The 20,654-nt window shown below is 73.8% G+C and carries 15 protein-coding genes; 3 read left to right on the top strand and 12 right to left on the bottom strand.

What is annotated here, in order from left to right:
* Positions 1-14 precede the first annotated feature (14 nt).
* Positions 15-1,301 (bottom strand): sensor histidine kinase, encoded by a 1,287-nt coding sequence (locus EDC50_RS14600; RefSeq protein ID WP_123771234.1) that lies wholly within the window; start codon positions 1,299-1,301, stop codon positions 15-17.
* A gap of 9 nt (positions 1,302-1,310) precedes the next feature.
* A complete protein-coding gene (locus tag EDC50_RS14595) occupies positions 1,311-2,021 on the bottom strand; it encodes a response regulator transcription factor (RefSeq protein WP_123771233.1) in 711 nt (236 codons plus the stop codon).
* Positions 2,022-2,133: 112 nt separating this feature from the next.
* Between EDC50_RS14595 and EDC50_RS14590 the strand changes: the two genes are divergently transcribed.
* Positions 2,134-2,475 carry a DMT family protein gene (locus tag EDC50_RS14590; protein WP_123771232.1) on the top strand — a complete coding sequence of 114 codons (342 nt, stop codon included), beginning with the start codon at positions 2,134-2,136 and terminating at the stop codon, positions 2,473-2,475.
* Between the two features lie 58 nt (positions 2,476-2,533).
* Here the strand turns inward: EDC50_RS14590 and EDC50_RS14585 are convergent, their stop codons facing one another.
* The 4 genes from EDC50_RS14585 to nudE all read right to left on the bottom strand — a co-directional run bounded on the left by EDC50_RS14585 (position 2,534) and on the right by nudE (position 5,229).
* The gene (locus tag EDC50_RS14585) at positions 2,534-2,839 is read right to left on the bottom strand and encodes an Mpo1-like protein (protein ID WP_123771231.1); all 306 of its coding nucleotides are present in this window, start codon (positions 2,837-2,839) and stop codon (positions 2,534-2,536) included.
* Positions 2,836-3,759: a nucleoside triphosphate pyrophosphohydrolase gene (gene mazG / locus EDC50_RS14580; protein WP_123771230.1), complete on the bottom strand. Its 924-nt coding sequence runs from the start codon at positions 3,757-3,759 to the stop codon at positions 2,836-2,838. The genes EDC50_RS14585 and mazG overlap by 4 nt, the downstream gene beginning before the upstream one ends.
* A gap of 124 nt (positions 3,760-3,883) precedes the next feature.
* Positions 3,884-4,681, bottom strand: coding sequence for a 3'(2'),5'-bisphosphate nucleotidase CysQ (gene cysQ, locus EDC50_RS14575; RefSeq protein ID WP_123771229.1), 798 nt, complete (start codon positions 4,679-4,681; stop codon positions 3,884-3,886).
* Positions 4,678-5,229, bottom strand: a complete 552-nt coding sequence (gene nudE / locus EDC50_RS14570; RefSeq protein WP_123771228.1) for an ADP compounds hydrolase NudE — start codon at positions 5,227-5,229, stop codon at positions 4,678-4,680. The genes cysQ and nudE overlap by 4 nt, the downstream gene beginning before the upstream one ends.
* Positions 5,230-5,389: 160 nt before the next feature.
* Here nudE and bioA point away from each other — a divergent pair, with 160 nt between their 5' ends.
* Together bioA and EDC50_RS14560 are read left to right on the top strand one after the other, a co-directional pair.
* Entirely contained in the window at positions 5,390-6,793 is a 1,404-nt protein-coding gene (gene bioA / locus EDC50_RS14565; protein WP_425477942.1) for an adenosylmethionine--8-amino-7-oxononanoate transaminase, read from the top strand.
* Positions 6,784-7,521, top strand: coding sequence for a 16S rRNA (uracil(1498)-N(3))-methyltransferase (locus EDC50_RS14560; RefSeq protein WP_123771226.1), 738 nt, complete (start codon positions 6,784-6,786; stop codon positions 7,519-7,521). Before bioA ends, EDC50_RS14560 begins: the two co-directional genes overlap by 10 nt.
* Positions 7,522-7,905: 384 nt before the next feature.
* Here the strand turns inward: EDC50_RS14560 and EDC50_RS14555 are convergent, their stop codons facing one another.
* The 6 genes from EDC50_RS14555 to EDC50_RS14530 all read right to left on the bottom strand — a co-directional run bounded on the left by EDC50_RS14555 (position 7,906) and on the right by EDC50_RS14530 (position 20,576).
* Positions 7,906-8,823, bottom strand: coding sequence for an alpha/beta fold hydrolase (locus EDC50_RS14555; protein WP_123771225.1), 918 nt, complete (start codon positions 8,821-8,823; stop codon positions 7,906-7,908).
* A 340-nt stretch (positions 8,824-9,163) separates the two neighbouring features.
* Positions 9,164-10,033: a hypothetical protein gene (locus EDC50_RS14550; protein WP_123771224.1), complete on the bottom strand. Its 870-nt coding sequence runs from the start codon at positions 10,031-10,033 to the stop codon at positions 9,164-9,166.
* Positions 10,034-11,074: 1,041 nt separating this feature from the next.
* Positions 11,075-12,175, bottom strand: a complete 1,101-nt coding sequence (locus EDC50_RS14545) for an acyltransferase family protein (protein WP_123771223.1) — start codon at positions 12,173-12,175, stop codon at positions 11,075-11,077.
* Positions 12,176-12,398: 223 nt separating this feature from the next.
* A complete protein-coding gene (locus EDC50_RS14540) occupies positions 12,399-12,881 on the bottom strand; it encodes a chemotaxis protein CheW (protein ID WP_123771222.1) in 483 nt (160 codons plus the stop codon).
* A 68-nt stretch (positions 12,882-12,949) separates the two neighbouring features.
* A complete protein-coding gene (locus tag EDC50_RS14535) occupies positions 12,950-14,404 on the bottom strand; it encodes a chemotaxis protein CheB (RefSeq protein ID WP_123771221.1) in 1,455 nt (484 codons plus the stop codon).
* Positions 14,397-20,576: an Hpt domain-containing protein gene (locus tag EDC50_RS14530; RefSeq protein ID WP_123771220.1), complete on the bottom strand. Its 6,180-nt coding sequence runs from the start codon at positions 20,574-20,576 to the stop codon at positions 14,397-14,399. The genes EDC50_RS14535 and EDC50_RS14530 overlap by 8 nt, the downstream gene beginning before the upstream one ends.
* Positions 20,577-20,654: the final 78 nt, after the last annotated feature.

Genomic DNA, 20,654 nt, shown 5'->3' with positions numbered 1-20,654 from the left:
GAAACCCGGGCCGCTCAGCGGGCGAAGCGGACCACGGCGGTGGTGCCGCGCCCGGGTTCGCTGGTCAGACCGATGGTCCAGCCGAAGCGGTCGGCGAGGCGGCGCACGATCGACAGGCCCATGCCCTTGCCGCCGTCCTCGGCGTTGTGGTCGGCGCGGAAGAACGGGTCGAAGGCCTTGGCCAGGACGTCGGCGGACATGCCGATGCCGGTGTCGCGGATCACCACCCGGTCCGGCAGCAGCCGCACCTCGATCGATCCTTCGTCGGTGAAGCGCACGGCGTTGCCGAGCAGGTTGCCGATCACCACCCGCAGCACGTGCGGCGGCGCGACCAGGCGCGGCGCGCCCTCGTCGTGCAGGCGGAGCGTCACCGGCCGCTCGGCCAGCAGCGGGCGCACCCGCTCGATCTCGCCGTCGACCACCTCGCGCACGTCGAACTCCTGGCTCTGCGGCTCGACCTCGGCCTCGCGCGCCAGGATCAGGAACGCGTCGATCACCGCCTCCATGTCGCGCCCGGCGCGCTGCACCCGCAGCAGCGAGCGCTGCTGGCGCGGCGTGGTCTCGGCGTCGGCCAGCATCAGGTCGGTGGCGACGCGGATCACCGTCAGCGGCGTGCGCAGCTCGTGGCTGGCGTCGCGGGTGAAGTTGCGCTCGCGCTGGACGAAGTCGCCGACCCGCTCGGCCAGGCCGGACAGCGCCCGCGACAGCTTGCGCACCTCGTCGCCGGCATCGGTGGGCAGGTTGCGCGGGGCGATCAGGCGCGCGTCGGGATGGCGCGGGTCCCAGTTCGCGACCTGGTTGGCCAGCCAGCTGACCGGCGCCACCAGCCGCTTGGAGGTGCGGTAGGTCAGCCAGACCAGGATGCCGCTGGTGAGCAGCGACAGCAGCAGCGACGCGGCCGCGGTGAGCAGCACCGCGCGGTCGACCATCCACGAGGAGAACACCAGGTACAGCGAGCCCTCGGCGCGGCGGTCGACCAGCACCATCCGCCCGCCGGACAGCGAATGCAGCCCCGCCGGCAGCTCGCGCAGCGATTCCGGCGGGCGCCGCGCCCCGGGCGCTTGGTCCGCGCCCTCGAACAGGGCGTAGCCGGTCAGCGCCCGGGTCAGCGGCGGCGGGTGGCGCGGGTTCTCGCGATGCGCGCGCCAGAACGCCTCGCTCTCTTGCTGCAGCCGCTCGTGGATCACCCATTCGCGCACGGCGAAGGCCGCGAGCAGGATGCCGATGGTGATCGCGATGCCGCCGATCACCGCGTGCACGGTGAACGCCAGCTTGATCCTGCGGGGGAGGCCGTGCGCCATCGGGGCGTGCTACTCGGGCGGCTGCGAGATGTCGGCGATCCGGTAGCCGGCGCTCTGCACCGTGTGCAGCAGCTGCTTGTCGAAGGGCTTGTCGATGGTCTTGCGCAGGTTGTAGAGGTGGCTGCGCAGGGTGTCCGAATCGGGCAGGCCGTTGCCCCAGATCTCGCGCTCGATCTCCTGGCGGCTGACCACGCGCGGCGACTCGCGCATCAGGATGGTCAGCAGGCGCAGGCCGATCGGCGACAGCTGCAGCTCGCTGCCGCCGCGGGTCACCCGCAGGCTGGCCGGGTCGAGCACCAGGTCGGCCACCTTGAGCACCTCGCCGCCGACCTGGCGGCGCTCGCGGCGGATCAGCGCGCGCAGGCGCGCCTCCAGCTCCTGGATCGCGAACGGCTTGGTCAGGTAGTCGTCGGCGCCCACGCCCAGGCCGGTGAGCTTCTCGTCGAGGGTGTCGCGCGCGGTCAGCATCAGCACCGGGGTCGACTTGCGCGCCTCCTCGCGCAGTTTCCGGCACACTTCCACCCCGTCCATGCGCGGCAGCATCAGGTCGAGCACGATGACGTCGTAGCTGTTCTCGGTGGCCAGGCGGTAGGCGTCCAAGCCGTCGCCGGCGTAGTCGACCTCGAAGCCGCGGCTTTCCAGGTACTCGCCCACCATCTCCGAGATGTTGCGGTTGTCCTCGACGATCAGGACCAGACCCCCGTCTCGCGTTGACTGCATTGCAGGATCCTCGTTGTTCCTTCAGTTTTGTGAAGGCTGCCGGCCACAGGGTGGACGCGCCGTGAAAACCGGCGGCCTCAAGCTGAACGCCTCATTTCCCGGACTCCGCCGCATGCCCTACGAACGCCTCGCCCCGATCGCCCTGCTGCTGGGCTCCAACCTGTTCATGACCTTCGCCTGGTACGGGCACCTGAAGTACCGCTCGGCGCCGCTGCTGGCGGCGGTGTTCGCCAGCTGGGGCATCGCGTTCTTCGAATACTGCCTGATGGTGCCGGCCAACCGCATCGGCGCGGCGGTGTATTCGGCGCCGCAGCTGAAGGGCATGCAGGAGGTGATCACCCTGCTGGTGTTCGCCGGCTTCTCCGCCTGGTACCTGGGCCAGCCGCTGAAGTGGAACCACTGGGCCGGCTTCGCCCTGATCGCCGTGGCGGCGTGGCTGATCTTCCTGGAGTGAGGAGCGAAACGGGGAAACGGCGGATCGCGGCCGCGCCACCCGCCCCCCTCTCCCGTGCCTAGAACCGGATCCTCCCCCTCAGGATGTCCCAGAACATCGCCCAGTCGCCGGCGAAGGAATAGAAGGGGTGCCTGAAGGTGGCCGGGCGGTTCTTCTCGAAGAAGAAATGCCCGGCCCATGCGAAAGCGTAGCCGCAGGCCAGCGCCGCCAGCAGCCACCACGGGCTGCCGCGGGCGATCGCGGTCGCGGCCAGCGCCAGCGCCGCGCCGCTGCCGACGAAGTGCAGGCGCCGGCAGGTGCGGTCGCGGTGCTCGTCCAGGTAGAACGGGTAGAACTCGCGGAAGCTGGAGAATCGCCGGGTCATGGGGTCCTCCCGCGCAACGTGCGGGCGCCGGGTCGGCGCGGCGCGGCCTCGGCCGCCTCCGGCGCCGCCCCGGGCGGCTCCGCCGGCGGCGCCTTCTCGGCCGCCTTGGCCCGCGCCCAGTAGCGATCCTGCGCCTCCGGCGGCAGCGCGGCAAGCGCCGTGCCGTCGGCCTCGGCCAGCGCTTCCATCGCGCGAAAGCGGCGCTCGAACTTGAGATTGGCGCGGCGCAAGGCGGCGCCGACGTCGACGCCGGCGTGGCGCGCCAGGTTCGCGCAGACGAACAGCACGTCGCCGATCTCCTCCTCCAGGCGATCGCGCGCCGCGGCATCGTCCGGCGCGGCGGCGCGGGCGGCGAACTCGGCCCGCACCTCCTCGATCTCCTCGTGCAGCTTGGCGATCACCGGCTCCGGGCCGGGCCAGTCGAAGCCGACCCGCGCCGCCTTCTTCTGCAGCTTCGCCGCGCGCTGCCATTCCGGCAGGCCGCGGGCGACGCCGGCCAACGCCGAGCGGTCGGCGTGCCCGCCGGCCTCGCGCTCGCGCCGCTTGAGCTCCTCCCAGGCCGCGGTCTGCGCCTGCGCATCGCCCACCTGCGCGTCGCCGAACACGTGCGGGTGCCGGCGCAGCATCTTGTCGGAAATCGCGGCGACCACGTCGGCGAACCCGAACGCGCCCTGCTCCTTCGCCATCTGCGCGTGGAACACCACCTGCAGCAGCAGGTCGCCGAGCTCGTCCTTGAGGTCGTCGAGGTCGCCGCGGTCGATCGCGTCGGCGACTTCGTAGGCCTCCTCGATCGTGTACGGCGCGATCGTGGCGAAGCTCTGCTCGAGGTCCCACGGGCAGCCGCCCTGCGGGTCGCGCAGGCGCGCCATGATCGCCAGCAGGGTGTCGATGCGCCGCGGGTCGCCGGTGGGCTCGCTCATGCTCTCTCGCTCGTCGTGCTTCCGGCGGCCTGGCGCCGCCGTTCCCGCGCCGGCGCCGATCCGGCGTCCTCCGCCCGCTCGCCGGCACCGCCGGAAGCGGCGCCGATGCGCGCGGCGCGGCGCCTCATCCCAGCCAGTCCCGCCACGGCAGCGCCGGGTCGCCCAGGGCGATGAAGTCGCCGTTGAGCAGGCGCTCGCGCTGGTTGTAGCGGAACGGCCGGCCCCGCGGGTCGAACAGCGCGCCGCCGGCGCCTTCCAGCACGCACTGGCCGGCGGCGGTGTCCCACTCGCTGGTCGGGCCGAAGCGCGGGTAGACGTCGAGCCCGCCCTCGGCCAGGCGGCAGAACTTCAGCGACGAGCCCAGGCCGAGCGGCTCCACCTCGCCCATGCGCGCGATGAACGCCTGAGTGCGGCCGTCGCGATGCGAGCGGCTGGCGGCCACGCGCAGCGGCGGCGTGGCCGGCGCGCGCGCGCGCACCGGCACGTCGCGCCCGCCTTCGCGGCGGAACGCGCCCAGTCGCGCGCCGCCGTGCCACAGCGCGCCGGTCACCGGCGCCTGGACGATGCCGTAGGTCGCCACGCCGTCCTCGATCAGGGCGATGTTCACGGTGAACTCGCCGTTGCGCTTGACGAACTCGCGGGTGCCGTCGAGCGGGTCGACCAGCCACAGCCGCCGCCACTGCCGCCGCAGCCCCAGGCTCACCTCGTGCGCGGACTCCTCCGACAGCACCGGAATGTCCGGGGTCAGCCGCGCCAGGCCGTCGACGATGCAGCGGTGCGCGGCCAGGTCGGCGGCGGTCAGCGGCGAGTCGTCGTCCTTGTGCTGGACGGCGAAGTCGCTGTCGTAGATGCCCAGGATCGCGGCGGCGGCGTCGCGGGCCAGCGCGATCACGTCCTCGCGCAACCGGGCGGACAGGCTCATCGGGGCGCGGTCCTCAGCCATTCGCGGGCGATGAACAGCGCGGCGATGCTGCGCCCCTCGGAGAAGTCCTCGCGCAGGATCAGCTCGTGCAGCGCGTCGAGCTTCCACGGCACCACTTCCAGCTCCTCGGGCTCGTCGCCGGGCAGGCGCTCGGGATAGAGGTCGCGCGCGATCACCAGGTGCGCCTGGTGGCTCATGTAGGTCGGCGCCAACGTCAGCGCGCGCAGCACGGTCAGCGAACGCGCGCCGTAGCCGGCCTCTTCCTTCAGTTCGCGGTCGGCGGCCTGCAGCGGCGTCTCGCCGGCGTCGATGCGCCCCTTGACCAGGCCCAGCTCGTAGCGGTGCACGCCGGCGGCGTACTCGCGCACCAGCAGCACCGTGTCGTCGTCGAGCAGCGGCACCACCACCACCGCGCCGTGGCCGCGGCCGTGCAGGCGTTCGTAGTGGCGGCGCTCGCCGTTGGCGAACTCCAGGTCCAGCCGCTCCAGCCGGTACGGGCCGGCGTCGTGCTCGGTGATGCGGTGGATGGTCGGCAGGCGGCGGGACATGCGGTATCCGAAGGAACGGGCGTCCCGATCGCGACGGGGACTGGGGCGCGCCGCGGCCGGCGCAGCCGGTACGCCTGGCCCGGGCGACGCTTCGGGGCTAGGCCCTGCCCGCGCGCGCGCCGATAATGGCCGCATGCAGGACGGGACTTCCGATGCGTCGATGATAACCGAGGCCGAGCACTGGCGTTCGCGCGACCTGGCCGTGCTGTGGCATCCGTGCACGCAGATGCGCGAGCACCCCGACGTGCTGCCGCTGCTGCCGGTCGAGCGCGGCGAAGGCGCGTGGCTGGTCGGCCGCGACGGCCGCCGCTACCTCGACGCGATCAGCAGCTGGTGGACCAACCTGTTCGGCCACGCCGAGCCGCGCATCGTCGCCGCGATCGCGCGCCAGGCCGGCACGCTGGAGCACGTGATCCTCGCCGGCTGCTCGCACGCGCCGGCGGTCGAGCTGGCCGAGCGCCTGCTCGCGATCGCGCCGCGCGAGGCCGGGCGCGAGCCGCTGGCCAAGGTGTTCTACGCCGACAACGGCTCGGCCGGGGTCGAGGTCGCGCTGAAGATGGCGTTCCACTGGTTCCGCAACCGCGGCGAGACCAGGCGCACCAAGTTCGTCGCCCTGGAGAACGGCTACCACGGCGAGACCCTCGGCGCGCTCGCGGTCGGCGACATCCCGCTGTACCGCCGCGTGTACGCGCCGCTGCTGGCGGAAGCGCTGTTCGCGCCCTCGCCCGACGCCTACCTGTGCGAGCCGGGCGAGAGCCCCGCGCAGCGCGCCGAGCGCGCCGCGGCGGCGCTGCGCGAGCTGCTCGAGCGCCACCCCGGCGAGGTCTGCGCGCTGATCCTGGAGCCGCGCGTGCAGTGCGCCGGCGGCATGCGCATGCACCACCCGCTGTACCTGCGCCGCGCGCGCGAGCTGTGCGACGCGCACGGCGTGTTCCTGATCGCCGACGAGATCGCGGTCGGCTTCGGCCGCACCGGCACGCTGTTCGCCTGCGAGCAGGCGCCGGCGGCCGACGGGGCGGCCGGCATCCAACCCGACCTGCTCTGCCTGTCCAAGGGCCTGACCGGCGGCGCCCTGCCGCTGGCCGCGGTGCTGGCGACGCAGTCGATCTACGACGGCTTCCTCGACGACTCGCGCGAGCGCGCGTTCCTGCATTCGCACAGCTACACCGGCAACCCGCTGGCCTGCGCGGCGGCCCTGGCGACGCTCGACATCTTCGCCGCCGACGGCGTGATCGAACGCAACCGCGCCACCGCCACGCGCATGGCCGGGCACGCTGCGGCCCTTGCCGGACACCCGCACGTCGCCGACGTGCGCCAGGCCGGCATGATCGTGGCGTTCGAGCTGGCGCGTAACGGCGACCGGCGCACCCCGTTCGACCCGGCCGCGCGCCTCGGCCTGCGCGCCTACCGCGGCGCGCTCGCCCGCGGCGTGCTGCTGCGCCCGCTCGGCGACGTGCTGTACTGGATGCCGCCGTACTGCGTGGACGACGACGCGCTGCGGCTGCTCGCCGACACCACCCGCGCCGCCATCGACCATGCGCTCGCGGAGGCCGGATGCGCCTGACCCGCGTGCACGTCGACGCGCCGCTGGCGCCCGGCGGCGAGCTCGCGCTGCCGGAGAGCGCGGCCGCGCACCTGACCCGCGTGCTGCGCCTGGGCGTGGGCGATGCCTGCGTGCTGTTCGACGGCCGCGGCCACGACTACGACGCGCGCATCGTCGCGGCCGGCAAGCGCGAGGTGCGCGTGGCCGTCGGCGCCGCGCGCGCGGTCGCCAACGAGTCGCCGCTGCGGCTGGCGCTGCTGCAGGGCGTGGCGCGCGGCGAGAAGATGGACCTGATCCTGCAGAAGGCCACCGAGCTGGGCGCGGCCGAATTCCGCCCGCTGTGGTCGCAGCGCAGCGAGGTCAGGCTGGACGAGGCGCGCGCGCAGAAGCGCCTGGCGCATTGGCGCAGCGTGGTGGCGTCGGCGTGCGAGCAGAGCGGCCGCGCGCGCGTGCCCGAGGTGTTCGCGCCGGTGCCGCTGGCCGCCGCGCTCGACGCCCTGCCGGCCGGCGGACTGCGGCTGGTCCTCGATCCCGGGGGCGAGCTCGCCTTCTCCACCCTGCAGGCGGACCTGGCCGCGCCGATCCACCTCGCCATCGGCCCCGAGGGCGGCTGGTCCCCGCTCGACCGCGAACAGCTCCGCGCCGCCGGCTTCGCCGGCCTGCGCCTGGGCCCGCGCATCCTGCGCACCGAGACCGCCGGCCTCGCCGCCATCGCCGCCCTGCAGGCCCGGTTCGGCGATTTCGGCTGACGGCGGGGCTTGTCCCGCCCGGCACCGCCTGGCGCGGGGCGGGCTGCCTGGGGCCCACCGCCGCCGGCTCCGTCCCCGCCTGTGGATAACTTCCGGCGATCGGGTCGGTCTCTCCTCGAACGGGGTTCCGGACCTCTTCGTTGGCGCCAGAGACCTCGTCGATGGCGTCCGGAACCCCATCGTTGACGCCGGCGACCTCATCGATGGCGTCTGGAACCTCGCCGGAGACGTCCGGGACCTCATCAGGGGCGTCGCGGACCTCATCGATGACCTCAGGAACGCCATCATCGATGTCCGGAACCTGGTCGCCGAGGTTCGGGGCCTCATCGTTGGGATCCGGGATCCATCGCCAAGGTGCGGATCGCCTTCGATACGCCTCGGAACCTAGCCGCTCCCCTCCCCAGGTGGCCGGGCGCGCTGCAAGGCAACGGCCCGGTCGTCGCCGGGCCCTTCCACCCGCCGCAGGAACTCCCGCATCAACGCCGCGCACTCGGCCGGGTGGGTTTCCAGCAGGAAATGCGGGCCGTCGAGGATGTGCGCCTCCATGCGCGGCAACGCCTGCATCCAGGAGAGGGTCTCGGCGAGGTCGAAGAAGATGTCGTGCCGCCCCCACAGCAGCAGCGCCGGGGGCTGCCACCGCCGCAGGTACTCGGCGATCTCGCCGAACCGGGCGCAGTGGCTGCGGTAGTCGAGCACCAGCCGCCGGTGCATCTCGAGCCGGCCGGGCCGCGACATGATGCGCCAGTCTTCCTCCCACAGCCGCGGCTCGACGCGTGCGGCGACGTCCGGCGGCACGCCGCCCACGTACTGGTCGCGCGTGCCCTCGAAGGTCAGGTGCGCGGTGGCCTCGGCCTGCCGTTCCGGCGTCGGGTCGTCCCAGTACGCGCGCGTCGCCGCCCATTGCGGGCCCATGCCGCTCTCGTGCGCGTTGGCGTTCTGGACGATGAGGCCGCGGATGCGCTGCGGCGCGCGCGTGGCCAGATGCAGGCCCACCGCCGCGCCGTAATCGTGCAGGTAGAGGTGGAAGGAGGCGACGCCGAGCCGCGCGAGCAGCGCTTCGATCACGTCCGCGAAGCGCGCGAACGACGCCGGCTCGACCGGTTCCGACGCGCCGAAGCCCGGCAGGTCCGGCGCGATCACGAAGCAGTCCCGCGCCAGCGGGCCGATCACGTTGCGGAACGAGGTCGAGGCGCTCGGGAAGCCGTGGATCAGCAGCAACGCCGGCGCCCGCCGATCGCCGGCCAGCCGCACCGCCAGCTCGGCGCCGTCGATCTCGAACCTGGCCAGTTCCGCTTCTTTCATCGCGCGCTTGCTCCGATGCCTTGGAATACGAGCCGCCCTCTCTCAACGGCCGTCGAACGGATCGACGCGGGTGCCGCAAAGCCCGAGACGTGGGCTACCCTTGCTCGAACACCACATGCGTCGCCGCCGATGGGGCCGGGAATGGAACTCCGTCCTGTACTCGCAGATCCGGGCCGCCCCATCGCCGCTCCGAGAATACAAGTCGTAGGACAGGATCAAGGTGTAGCTCGGCTGCCGAACCGAGCCGCCGCACCCGGCCGGTGCACTGACGATAGCAGCGCGCCGGGACCGCGGGACGGGCCACGGTCTCGGCGCTGTAGGCCTTCGGCGATTCCGCGGGTTACTGCGAAGTGGCGCCAGGGATTTCAACAACCTCCAAGGACTCGTAAGGCGCCGGCCTCAAGGTAATGGCGACAGGACCGGCGTCCGACCTCCATGTGATCTTCATGTCCGTGTAATCGTCCAGCCGGATATCCACGCCCACCAACCCGACGCCCAGCACGTCGACGCTGCCGCTCGCGCTCACCGAGATCGGCGCATGTTCGATGCGCGGATTGTTCGAGTCTTGCCCCGTCACCTCGACTCTGTTCAAGGTGACCGCTCCGTTGATCGGAACGGCTATCGTGCCGACCAGAGGCAGCGCTACGGCCAGATCGAGGTTGGCGATCGGCACGACGGTGTTGATCGGGATCGGCTCCGGCGGAAGGTCCACCTCCTGTCCGCCGATATGCAGCGCCCCGATCGCCATCGCGGCCGCGCAGTCCACGATCGCGCTGCCGGTCGTGCTGACGCAATCGATGCGGCCCGCCACATCCGCCGTCGATACGCCGTCCTGCAGCAACGCGACATCGGATGCGCCGGCGTCGCCGATCAACATGGTCGTGCCGGGCGAATTCTTCCATGCGCTCTCGCCGAAGGGCGCCGACACGCTGGCCAGGTTCGCGATCGCCGGAATGCCCAGCGCCGTGGTGCTGGCCAGGGCACTGGCGTCGCTCCCTGGCGCGCTCTGGCCGGTCGGGTTCACGCAGGTCAACGGCACTTCGCTCCTGATGCCGGCGATCGTCAGCGTCACGCGCCCTTTGATGTTGCAAGTCGAGGTCGAGGCCGACTGCACATTCGCGCTCTGCGCGAACGCCGGCGGGGAAAGACCGCCGAGGCCCAGCAAGGAAAGGATGGCCCAGGCGAGGGGCCGACCGCGTCGAAATTCCATGACTTTCTCCAATCCAGAAGGCCTGGAGCCGGGCAGGCCGATGTGGTTTCCACTGCGGGCCGCATGTCCGCGACCGCCTCGCTTCCGGCGACGAGGAGATGAGCCTAGGTGGGGTGCGCCGGTGAAACCGGGTCGCGCATCACAAGCGCAATGCACTACGCCCGGCGCCGCCCCGGGTGGCGCCCGGGCGCTCGACCGGCCCCCGCGGGCCGCGCCGCAAAGCGCCCCGGCGCGGGCGAATGGCCGTCAGGTTCCCGCTTGCCGGGGCGGCGTCGCGGCCTTCCGCTCCGGATGCATTACGGGGTGCGCGCGGCTGCGAGTACCGGCGAGTCGCGCCCGCCTGGAAGAAAGCCTGCTGCAACGGCGCAGGCGGACGTAGAAGGCGCACAGCGGGCCAGGGCCCGCCCTGCGCGGACCACCGGAAAAGCCGCTTCGAGCATGCAGGCGCAGGACGCCGACCGCTCGCGGCACGTGCCTACGCTCGCCCGCCCTGCTCCGGGCGAAGGCCAATACGAACCCAATCGCCTACAACAGCCCGAAACCGAGCCGCAAAGCGGCATCGGTTCGAACCGTTGTCAGGCCCGTGGGCCGGCAAGCGGAAGGGCACGGCGCACGCCATGGGCCGCTAGCCAAGCACCAGCCAAGCCCGTCGTGCCATGGAACAGCGAGGCGGCCTCGCCGGTAGCGTCGGGTGCCCGCGCCCACCCGAACATCTCGCTGAGGTAGGCGAAGAACGCCCCGATGCCCATCACCAGCGAGCACATGCCGCGCCCAAGCCTTTCTAGCTCCCGCGCCTGGGTGCTGGAATGTGCCATAGCCACCTGACGTCCGAATTTGGCCGCGCCACGTCAGTGGACCGCGACTCCAGGTGTGGCGCCTCATGGCAAGCCGGTAATACTCCCGCACCAACCGAAACCCCTCGCCCCCAAGGGATCGCCCCACGGAAGGGAAGGACTCCGTGCTGCGCGGGGAATCGTGCGCAAGGGCCACGCCTCCCGGATGCGGGCGAAACACGGACGAGGCCTGGCCGGACGACGCCGCTCAAATCTTGAAGTGGATCCCGCGCGCATCCAGCCACCGCACCGCACCCCACCACAGCGCGACGAAGCACAGGGCGTAGGCCAGCGAGGGGACGTAGGGGCCGAAGCGCGGGGCCATCCAGTCCGCGAAGGCGTGCCGGTAGAGCGGCTCCAGCCAGCCGAGGGCGGCCAGGGCGTAGAGCAGGAAGGCGGAGCCGGCGTAGGCGGCGATGGCGTTGACGCCGAAGGTGCGGCCCCAGGCGGGCCAGCCGCGGCGGTCGATCAGTTCGTGGCCCAGGGCCAGCAGCGCGCAGGCGATGCCGCCGGTCCACAGCACGTAGGCCGGGGTCCACAGGTTCTTGTTGAGCGGCTGCCACGGCGACCATGCGTAGCCGGCGGCCATGGCGATCGCCGCGGCGAGCCACAGCGTGCGCCGCTGCCCGCGCCGCAGCCAGTCGCCGGCGCGCACGCCCAGCAGCGTGGTGGCCAGGGCGCCGAGCGTGCTGGCCAGGCCTTCCGGGTCGTGGCCGCCGCGGCCGGCGGGGTCCAGCCGGTAGACGTGCGCGCCGAGCACCGCGTGGTCGAAACGGCTGGCGATGTTCTCGAACGGCGCCAGCGTGCCACCGGCGGCGAGCAGTGCCGCGTAGCCGGCGAGCAGCGCGCCCAGCAAGGCCCATTGCGCGCGCGGGCGCAGCTGCAGCGCGGCCAGCCCGGCCGCGGCGAAGCACAGGCCGATGCGCTGCAGCACGCCCATGGGCCGGTAGTGCGGCAGGTCGAACGCGAGCCACGCGCACAGGTGCAGCAGCAGGCCCAGGCCGGCGATGCGCACGGCGCGTGCCAGCACCGCGCGGCGCAGCGCGGCCGGGGGATCGCCGCGCTCGATGCGCGGCCGCAGCGCCAGCGCGATCGACACGCCGACGACGAACAGGAACAGCGGGAAGATCAGGTCGGTGGGCGTGCAGCCGTGCCAGTCGGCGTGCCGCAGCGGCGCATAGACGTGGCCCCAGTCGCCCGGGTTGTTGACCAGCAGCATCGCCGCGACGGTGAGCCCGCGCAGCGCATCGACCGAAGCCAGGCGCGAGGCGGCGCGAGTGCCGTCGGTCGCGGAAGCGGCGGCAGGCATCCGCGCCCTCACCCCTGCCCGCTCCCACGAGTGGGAGGGGCATCCTGGTGCGGCGGCGCTTCCGCGAGTGCGGCGGCGGGGCTGCCGCTCGGCGCGGACGCGGCGCCGGACCCGCGGCTCGCGCCGGATGCGGCGGCCCGGCTGCGGCTCGCTACCGACATGCCGACGGGATTGCGGCTACCGGCGCGCGCCGGGGATGCGGAAGGCGGGCGCGGCGCGGGGCTCAAGCCGCCGCGGCGAGCGCGCCGCCGATCAGGCCTTCGATCGCCTCCAGGTCGGGCACGAAGGCGTCGTCCTCGTTGAGCATCACCCGCGCCAGTGCGCCCGGCGGCAGCGCGCCGTCGCCGACTTCGACCAGGGCCTCGCGCGAGACCGTGACCAGGCGCGGGAAGCCCTGCGTCAGCAGGGCGAAGTACGGCGCGCGAGGATGGCCGCCGAGCGCGCGCAGCACGATCACCTTGCTGCCGAGGCCGCCGCGCTCGTCGGCCAGGCCGGCCAGGCGCGCGAACGCCACCAGCGGCAGCTGCCAGCCGCGCCAGCGGATGCGGCCGAGCAGCCAGTCCGGCGCGCCGGGCACCGGATCGGGCTCGGGATAGGACAGCACCTCGGCGATGGTCGCGTTGGGCAGCAGCAGGCGGCCGCCGGCGACCTGGATCAGGACGCCGCGGATGTCGTTCTGGGCGGGGGCGACGGCGGGGCTGGTCATGGCGATCTCGTGGAACCGTGCAACGTGAGCGACTCGGAGCGCCTCTCCCGCGGTGGGAGAGGGATGGATCAATTCTTCCAGCGCGCGGCCAGGCGCGCGGCGAGCTCGGCCGGCGGGCCGGACTCGCCGCCGCGCGCGATCAGCGCGGTGGACGCGGCCGCGTCGTAGCAGCCGTCCGGCGCCTGCCCGGCGACCAGCGCGCCGGCGCCGGCGAGGCGCAGCACGGCGTCGACCTGGGCCGGGTCGCTGCCGCTGAGCAGCAGCACCGCCGAGTCGGACCCCGGCAGCGCGTCGAGCGGATCCGCCTCGCCCTCGGCGAAGCGCAACGCGGCGCCTTCGGAACGCAGCCCGAGACCGGCGGGCAGGATGTAGACCACGCCCCGGTCGGCGCTGCGGCCGGCCTCGGCCAGTTGCACCGGCAACGGCGTCACCCGCTGCATCTGCGCGACCAGGCGGTCGTAGCGGCCGCCGTCGAGACGCTGCTGCACCAGCACCGTTTGCGGGAAATCCGCCGGCAACGCGCCCAGCAGCTGGCGCACCGCGTCCGGGCCGCCGATGCCGGCGAGCACCAGCACGGCGCCCTGCCTTGCGGGGGCGGGCCGGTCGTCCACCAGTTCCAGGCCGGCGATGCGGCGCTCGATCTCGAGCAGGTCGTGGTGGAAGCGGCGGTCGTCGCCGCTGGCGGCGTCGCCCACCGGTTCGACCTCGTCGGCGAACGACCAGTCCGGCGCAGGCGGCGGCGCGGCCGGGGCGGGCGGCTGCGGCGGTTGGCTGGCGGCGAACAGCAGCACCGGATCCTGCGCCGCCGGGGCGTCGCCCGGGAGGGCCGGCGGCTGGTCGAAGCGCAGGTCGACCGGCTCCAGCCGCGGGCGCGCGTCGGCGATCTCGACCGCCGGCTCCGGTGCGGGCTCGGACAGGTCCCACTCCGGCGCGAACGGCTCCAGCGGCGTCTCCTGCGCGAACGCGGGCGGCGCGTCGTCGAACTCGGCCAGCACCGGGTCGAACGCATGGCCGGCATCGGCCGCGGGCGCGTCGGCGGACGCGGCGGGCACGGCGAACGTCGGCTCGGCCGGCACGGCGTGGCCGGCGGCGGGCGCAACCGCGGAAGCATCGCCGGGCTCGGCGGCGGCGGGCGCGGCGGGCTCGGGCACCGGCGCGTCCTCGGGTTCGTGGCCCGGCGGCAGCACGTCGCCATGGCCGTGCAGCTTGGCGGCCAGGTGGCGCACCCAGCGCGCCGCCTCCCAGCCTTCGCGGCGGGCGGCGAGCTCGGCTTCCTCGAACAGCACCTCGACGCCGTCGGCATGCAGCACCGGGTCGAAGCGGTCGAGCGCGTCCTCGGTGGCGGCGTCCAGCGCCACCACCACCACCTGCGGCGCGGCGGCGAGCAGTTCGTCGGAGGCCAGCACGGTCGGGTCGGCCTCCAGCACCAGCTGCGCGCCGGCGTCGGCGAGGGCCGCGCGCAGGCGGTCGCGGGCCGTGCCCGGGCGGGCCAGCAGGACCACGCGGCGGGCGGCGTCAGTCATGGCGGCGGGCGATCCCGAGCAGCTCGTACACGTTGCGCAGCAGCTCCGGCTCCTGGTACGGCTTGCCGAGGTAGCGCTCCACGCCGATCTCGAACGCGCGCTGGCGGTGCTTGTCGCCGGTGCGCGAGGTGATCATCACGATCGGCACGCCGCGCAGCCGCGCGTCGGCCTTCATCGCCTTGGCCAGCTCGTAGCCGTCCATGCGCGGCATCTCGATGTCGAGCAGCATCAGGTCGGGCACGATCTCGGCCATGCGCTCGAGCGCGTCGACGCCGTCCTTCGCGGTGACCACCTCGAAGTTGTGGCGCTCGAGCACGCGCCCGGTGACCTTGCGCATGGTGACCGAGTCGTCCACCACCATCACCAGCGGCACGCGGCGCTGCTCGGCCGGGGCCGCGGCCGGCTCCGCCGCGCGCGGCAGCAGGGCCTGGCGTCGCACCAGCGGGGCGACGTCGAGGATCACCACCACGCGGCCGTCGCCCATGATGGTGGCGCCGAAGATGCCCGGCACCGACGCGGCCTGCGGGCCGACCGGCTTGACCACGATTTCGCGGTTGCCGAGCACCTGGTCGACGCACACCGCGGCGCGCAGGTCGCCGGAGCGGATCAGCAGCAGCGGCATCTGCAGCTGGCCTTCGGCCTTGGCCGGCGCGTGGCCGACCAGCTGGCCGAGGTCGTGCACGGCGTAGTCCTCGCCGGCGTAGCGGTAGCTCGGCTCGGGCGCGTCGAGCTGCTCGCGCGGCAGGCGGCCGACGCCGCGCACCGAGGCGATCGGCACCGCGAAGGTGGTCTCGCCGATGCGCACGAACACCGCCTGGGTCACGGCCAGGGTCTGCGGCAGGCGCAACGTGAACAGCGCGCCCTGGCCGGGGCGCGACTGGATGTCGAGCGAGCCGCCGAGCTGGCGCACCTCCGAGGCGACCACGTCCATGCCGACGCCGCGGCCGGCCAGGCGGCTGACCTCGTCGGCGGTGGAGAAGCCCGGCTCCAGGATCAGCATGTCCAGGTCGCCGTCGGCGAGCACCGCGTCGGCGCGGATCAGCCCGCGCTCCTCGGCGCGGCGGCGGATCGCGGCGCGGTTCAGGCCGGCGCCGTCGTCGCCGACCTCCAGCACCACTTCCGCGCCTTCGCGGCGCAGGGCGATGCGGATCGTGCCCTCTTCCGGCTTGCCCGCAGCGCGGCGGCGCTCCGGCGTTTCCAGGCCGTGGGCGACGGCGTTGCGCAGCATGTGCTCCAGCGGCGCGGTCATGCGCTCGAGCACGTTGCGGTCGAGCTCGCCCTGGGTGCCTTCGAGCTTGAGCTGCACCTGCTTGCCGAGCTCGCCGGCGGCCTGGCGCACCACCCGGCGCAGGCGCGGCAGCAGGCCGTCGAACGGCACCATGCGGGTGCGCATCAGGCCTTCCTGCAGCTCCGAGCTGACCCGCGACTGCTGCAGCAGCAGGGTCTCGTACTGGCGGGTGAGGTCGTCGAGCGTGGTCTGCAGGCTGATCTGGTCGGCGGCCGACTCGGCCAGCGCGCGCGAGAGCTGCTGCAGGGTCGAGAAGCGGTCCAGCTCGAGCGGGTCGAAGGCGCTGTCGCCCTCCTCGTGCTCGCGCTGGTAGCGGGCGATGATCTGCGCCTCGGTCTCGATCTCCAGGCGGCGCAGCTGGTCGCGCATGCGCGTGTTGGTCGCGGCCATTTCCGCGATCGCGACGCGGAACGCGCCGAGCTGCTGCTCCAGCCGGGCGCGGTAGATCGCCACCTCGCCGGCGTAGTTGACCAGGCGGTCGAGCAGGTCGGCGCGGATGCGCACCTGTTCCTGCGGCGCGCGCGCGGCGATGTCGTCCTCGTCGGCCAGCGGCTGCTCGCCGATCGGCGGCGACAGCGGCTTGAGCGTCGGCGGCGGCGCCGGGGGCGCGACCGGCGCGGCGTGCGCGGGCTCGGCCGCCGGCGCCTGCGGCGCGCGTTCGCCGCGGGCACACGCGTCGAATTCGGCGATCAGCGCGGACGGCATCGCGATCGCGCGGCGCTCGCCGACGCGGGTGACCATCGCGTGCAGGCGGTCGAAGCCGCGCTCGAGCAGCGGGATGCCGTCGCGGCCGAGCTCGCAGCGCTGTTCGACCACCGCTTCCAGCAGCGATTCCATCGCGTGGCCGAGCTCGCCCACCGCGTAGATGCCGGCCATGCGCGCGCCGCCCTTGAGCGTGTGCAGGTCGCGCTGCAGGCCGGCCAGGTGCTCGCGCTCCTCCGGCGCCTCGCGCAACTGCGCGAGCAGGCCGTCGGCGTGGTCGAGCAGGTCGGCGCCTTCCTCGACGAAGATGTCGACCAGTTCCGGGTCGAGTTCGCTCAGGTCGAGCGGCGCGTCCGGGTCGAGATCGGCCGCGCCGAGCGCGTGTTCGATCAACGCCGCGACGGCCGGCTCCGGCACCGCCCCGGCCTCGGCCGGGGTTTCGGCCGCGTCCGCGTCGGCAAGGGCCGCCTGCTCGGCCGCAGGTTCGCCGGCCGCGCGCTCCGCTTCGAGTCGCTCCGCTTCGAGTCGTTCCGCTTCGAGTCGTTCCGCTTCGAGTCGTTCCGCTTCGAGACGTTCCGCTTCGAGACGTTCCGCTTCGAGACGTTCCGCTTCGAGACGTTCCGCTTCGAGTCGTTCCGCTTCGAGTCGCTCCGCTTCGAGTCGCTCCGCTTCGAGTCGCTCCGCTTCGAGACGTTCCGCTTCGAGGCGCTCGGCTTCTTCGGCCGCGAGACGCTGCGCTTCGGCGCGCTCGTCGGCCTGGCGTTCGGCGTCGGCGCGCTCGGATTCGAGGCGCTCCGCTTCGCGACGCTCGGCTGCGATCCGCTCGGCTTCGAGCAGCTCCGCCTCCAGGCGCCGGGCCTCGTCGGCGCGGCGCTCGGCGTCGGCGCGCTCGGCTTCGAGGCGCTCGGCCTCGGCGCGCTCAACGGCCAGGCGCTCGGCTTCGAGACGTTCGGCCTCGGCGCGCTCGGCGGCCAGGCGTTCCGCCTCCAGGCGCTCGGCCTCGCGGCGCTCGTATTCGAAGCGCTCGGCCTCGATGCGCTGGATCTCCAGGCGCTCGGCGTTGGCGCGCTCGATCTCGGCGCGTTCGGCCTCGATCCGGCGCGCCTCGGCCAGCTCGGCTTCGATCCGCGCGCCGTGCGCCGGATCGGCCAGGTAGGCCGGGCCGACCTGGTCGGCGAAGTCGGTGAACGCGCTGAGGTCGAGCGCCGCCAGCGGCGGCGCTTCGTCCAGCGCCACGGCCGGCGCCGGCGGCTCCTCCGCCTGCGGCTCGTCCATCGGCAGCGGCATGCGCGCCTCGGGCAGGCTGTCGCGCAATGCGCGCATGCGCTCGGCCAGGCCGTCGAACAGGGGCACGTGCGGCAGCGGCGACTTCAGCGCCCGCTGGGTGCGGCGGATCGCCTCGGCCACCGCGCCGAGCGCGGCCACGCCCTCCTCGCTCGCCGGCCCGCCGGCGGCGAGCAGCCGCTTGACGTAGCCCTCGGTGGCGCCGGTGATCTCGGTGATCACCGGCACCTCGGTCATCGCGAAGGCGCCGTTGAGCGTGTGGATCGCGCGCTGCAGCTTGTCGTCGGCCGGGCGCGGCTGCTGTCGCGCGGTGGCCAGCCAGTCCTCGATCGTGACCAGGTGGCCGCTGACCTCGGCGTCGAGGATCTCCAGCAGCACCGGATCGACCGAGGCCGGCACGCCGTCCAGCGCCGGCGCGGCGGCCGGCGGCGGCTCGACCGCGATGGCGGCCTCGGGCTCGCCCGCGGTCCCGAACGCGACGGCGCCGGTCCCGGCCGCCGGCTCCGGCCCGGCCGCGAGCGGCACCGCCACGTCGAGCGCGGGCTGCGCGTCCTGCGCCGCGCCCGCGGCGGGCGCGACGTAGAAGCCCTCGTCGCCCTCGGCGAGGCGGTCGGCATGCGCTTCCAGGCTCGGCAGGTCGGCGCTGACGCCGCCCTCGCCGCGCAGCGCCGCGTGCAGCTGCGGCAACACGGCGTAGGCGCGGTCGACCAGGTCGATCACCGCCGGGCTGGCGGGGCGGCTGCCATCGAGCACGCGGTTGAGCAGGTTCTCGATCTTCCAGCTGAACTCGCCCAGGGTCTTGGCGCCGACCAGGCGGCCGCTGCCCTTGAGCGTGTGGAACACGCGCCGGATCGGGCGCAGGCGTTCGCTGTCGTCCGGCGCCGCATGCCAGGCCGGCAGCAGGTCGCCGAGGTGGCGGATCTCCTCGTCGAGTTCCTCGAGGAACACCTCGCGGATGTCGTCGTCGATGTCGTCGCTGTGCTCGAAGCCGCCGGCGACGTTGCCGACCGGCGCCACCGTCGCCAGCGCCGGCGCGGGCGTCGCCTGCGGCGCGGCCTCGGCCACCGCGGCGGGCGCCGCCTGCTCCGCGCCCGCGGACAGGGCCACGCCGCCGAGCGTGATCGTGTCGCTCAGCTCGAACTCGGGCACCGCCGCCAGCTCCTCGCGGCTGATCGGCGAGGTCGGCGCCAGGGTCGCGGCGATGTCGAACTCCGGCAGCGGCCAGTAGCGCAGCGCTTCTAGGCTTTGCCGGGTGATCTCGAGGATGTTGTTGCGGTTCGGGCGCTGCTCGCGCAGCGCCTCGAGGTAGTACTCGAGGCTGGCCAGCGCATCGGCCAGGGTGTCGAGCTGCTGGCCGTTGGGCACGCGCTTGCGGCCGATCAGCTCGACCTCGGTGTAGCGCTTCACGCCGGTCAGGTAGTCCGCCGGCAGCGGCAGCTCGAGCATGCGCAGCGCGCCGGCGACCTCGTCGAGCACGCGCGGCACCTCCGCCAGCTCGGCGTGGTCCCAGTTGGTCTCGACGAAGGCGACGAAGGCCTGGCGCGCGTCGCCGAAGTTGGCGATCGCCTCGCGCACGACCACGTCCAGCACCTTGCGCGCCTCGCCGGCGAGCAGGTCCTCGTCGGCCTTGTCCTCCGGCAGGCCCAGGCGCGACACCTGGTCGTCGAGCGAGGCGTCGACGTAGAGCAGCGCGCCGGCGACGTCGAGCAACGCGCCCTCGTCGGCCGGGCGCTTGCCGGCGACGATCTCGGCCATCGCCTCGCGCTGCTGCAGCACCACGGTGCGGGCCACGCCCAGGCCCATCATCCCCAGCGTGTCGGCGACCCGGCCCAGCGCCTCGACCTGCGGCCGCAGCAGGTCGAGCGAGGTCTGGCCGGTCCGCAGGTGCAGGTCGAGCGCGTCCTTGACCCGCAGCAGGTCCTCCTTGATCGCCGCGGCCACGGTGTCGAGCAGCGCGCGGTTGCGGCCGCTGAGGCTGCCGCGCGCGTGCTCCAGCTCGGACTCGCTGGGCAGCTGCGAGGACAGGTCGAAGGTGCGGCGCAGGTCGTCCAGCGCCGGGTGTTCGCTGCTGCTGTGGGCGACGTGGTAGAGCAGCTGGCGGGTCGGCTCGGCCGCGGGCTCGGCGCGGGCGGCGCCGAAGCCGCCGTCGTCGGCCAGGATCAGGCGCGCCTCGCGCTCGACGCCGCCGAACGCCTGGCGCAGCGCCCGGCTCGGCGGCAGGGCGCCGTCGCGCAGGGCGCCGGCGACCGACGAGGCCACCCAGAGCATGCGCCGCACCGGCTCCTGCGTGGCCTCCGCGAGCAGCCCGTCGATCGCCGCGCTCAACGCGTCCGCGCGCGCCGGCGCGCCGTCCTCGGGCCACGCGGCGAGCGCGTCGCGCAGATGGCCCAGGTAGCCGTTGAGCGCATGGCGGCCGCCGCCGACGGCGCCGCGCGGCAGGTGCGCGGGCAGCGGCCGGTCGAGGTCCGGCGCGAACAGCACGCTTTCGTTCAGGCCCGGCTCGCCGCGCGCGGCGCGCAGCTCGTTGAGCAGCGGCAGCAGCACGATCGGGATGTCGCGGTGGCCGCTCTGCAACCGTTCCAGGTAGTCCGGCAGCAGCACCACGCCGCGCATCAGCGTGGCGCAGGCCTCGTCGCGGTCCCCGGCCTGGCCGCGCTGCAGCGCCAGCGCCAGCCGCTCCATCTCCTCGGCGACCATCGCCGGCGCGTACAGCTCGACCATGCGCAGGGTGCCGTGCACCTGGTGCAGGTGCTCGGCGCAGGCGCGCATGCAGCCGGTGTCCGCCGGGTTCTCGGCGAACGCTTCGATCTCCTGCTGCGCCTGGCGCAGGGTCTCGTCCAGCTCGGGCTTGATCCAGCCGAGCGTGGTCGTGTCGATGGCCTCGCGCAACGCGATCATCGCGCACCCCGCGCATGGACGGGAGCGCGCGAGCCGCGGCGCCGGCCGGGTAGGTACCTGTTCATCCTGAGTGCGGCC

The organism is Vulcaniibacterium tengchongense, from assembly GCF_003814555.1.
Classification (GTDB): domain Bacteria; phylum Pseudomonadota; class Gammaproteobacteria; order Xanthomonadales; family Xanthomonadaceae; genus Vulcaniibacterium; species Vulcaniibacterium tengchongense.
Note: the sequence above shows the minus strand (reverse complement) of the source record. Positions and strands in the feature narration are given on the sequence as shown.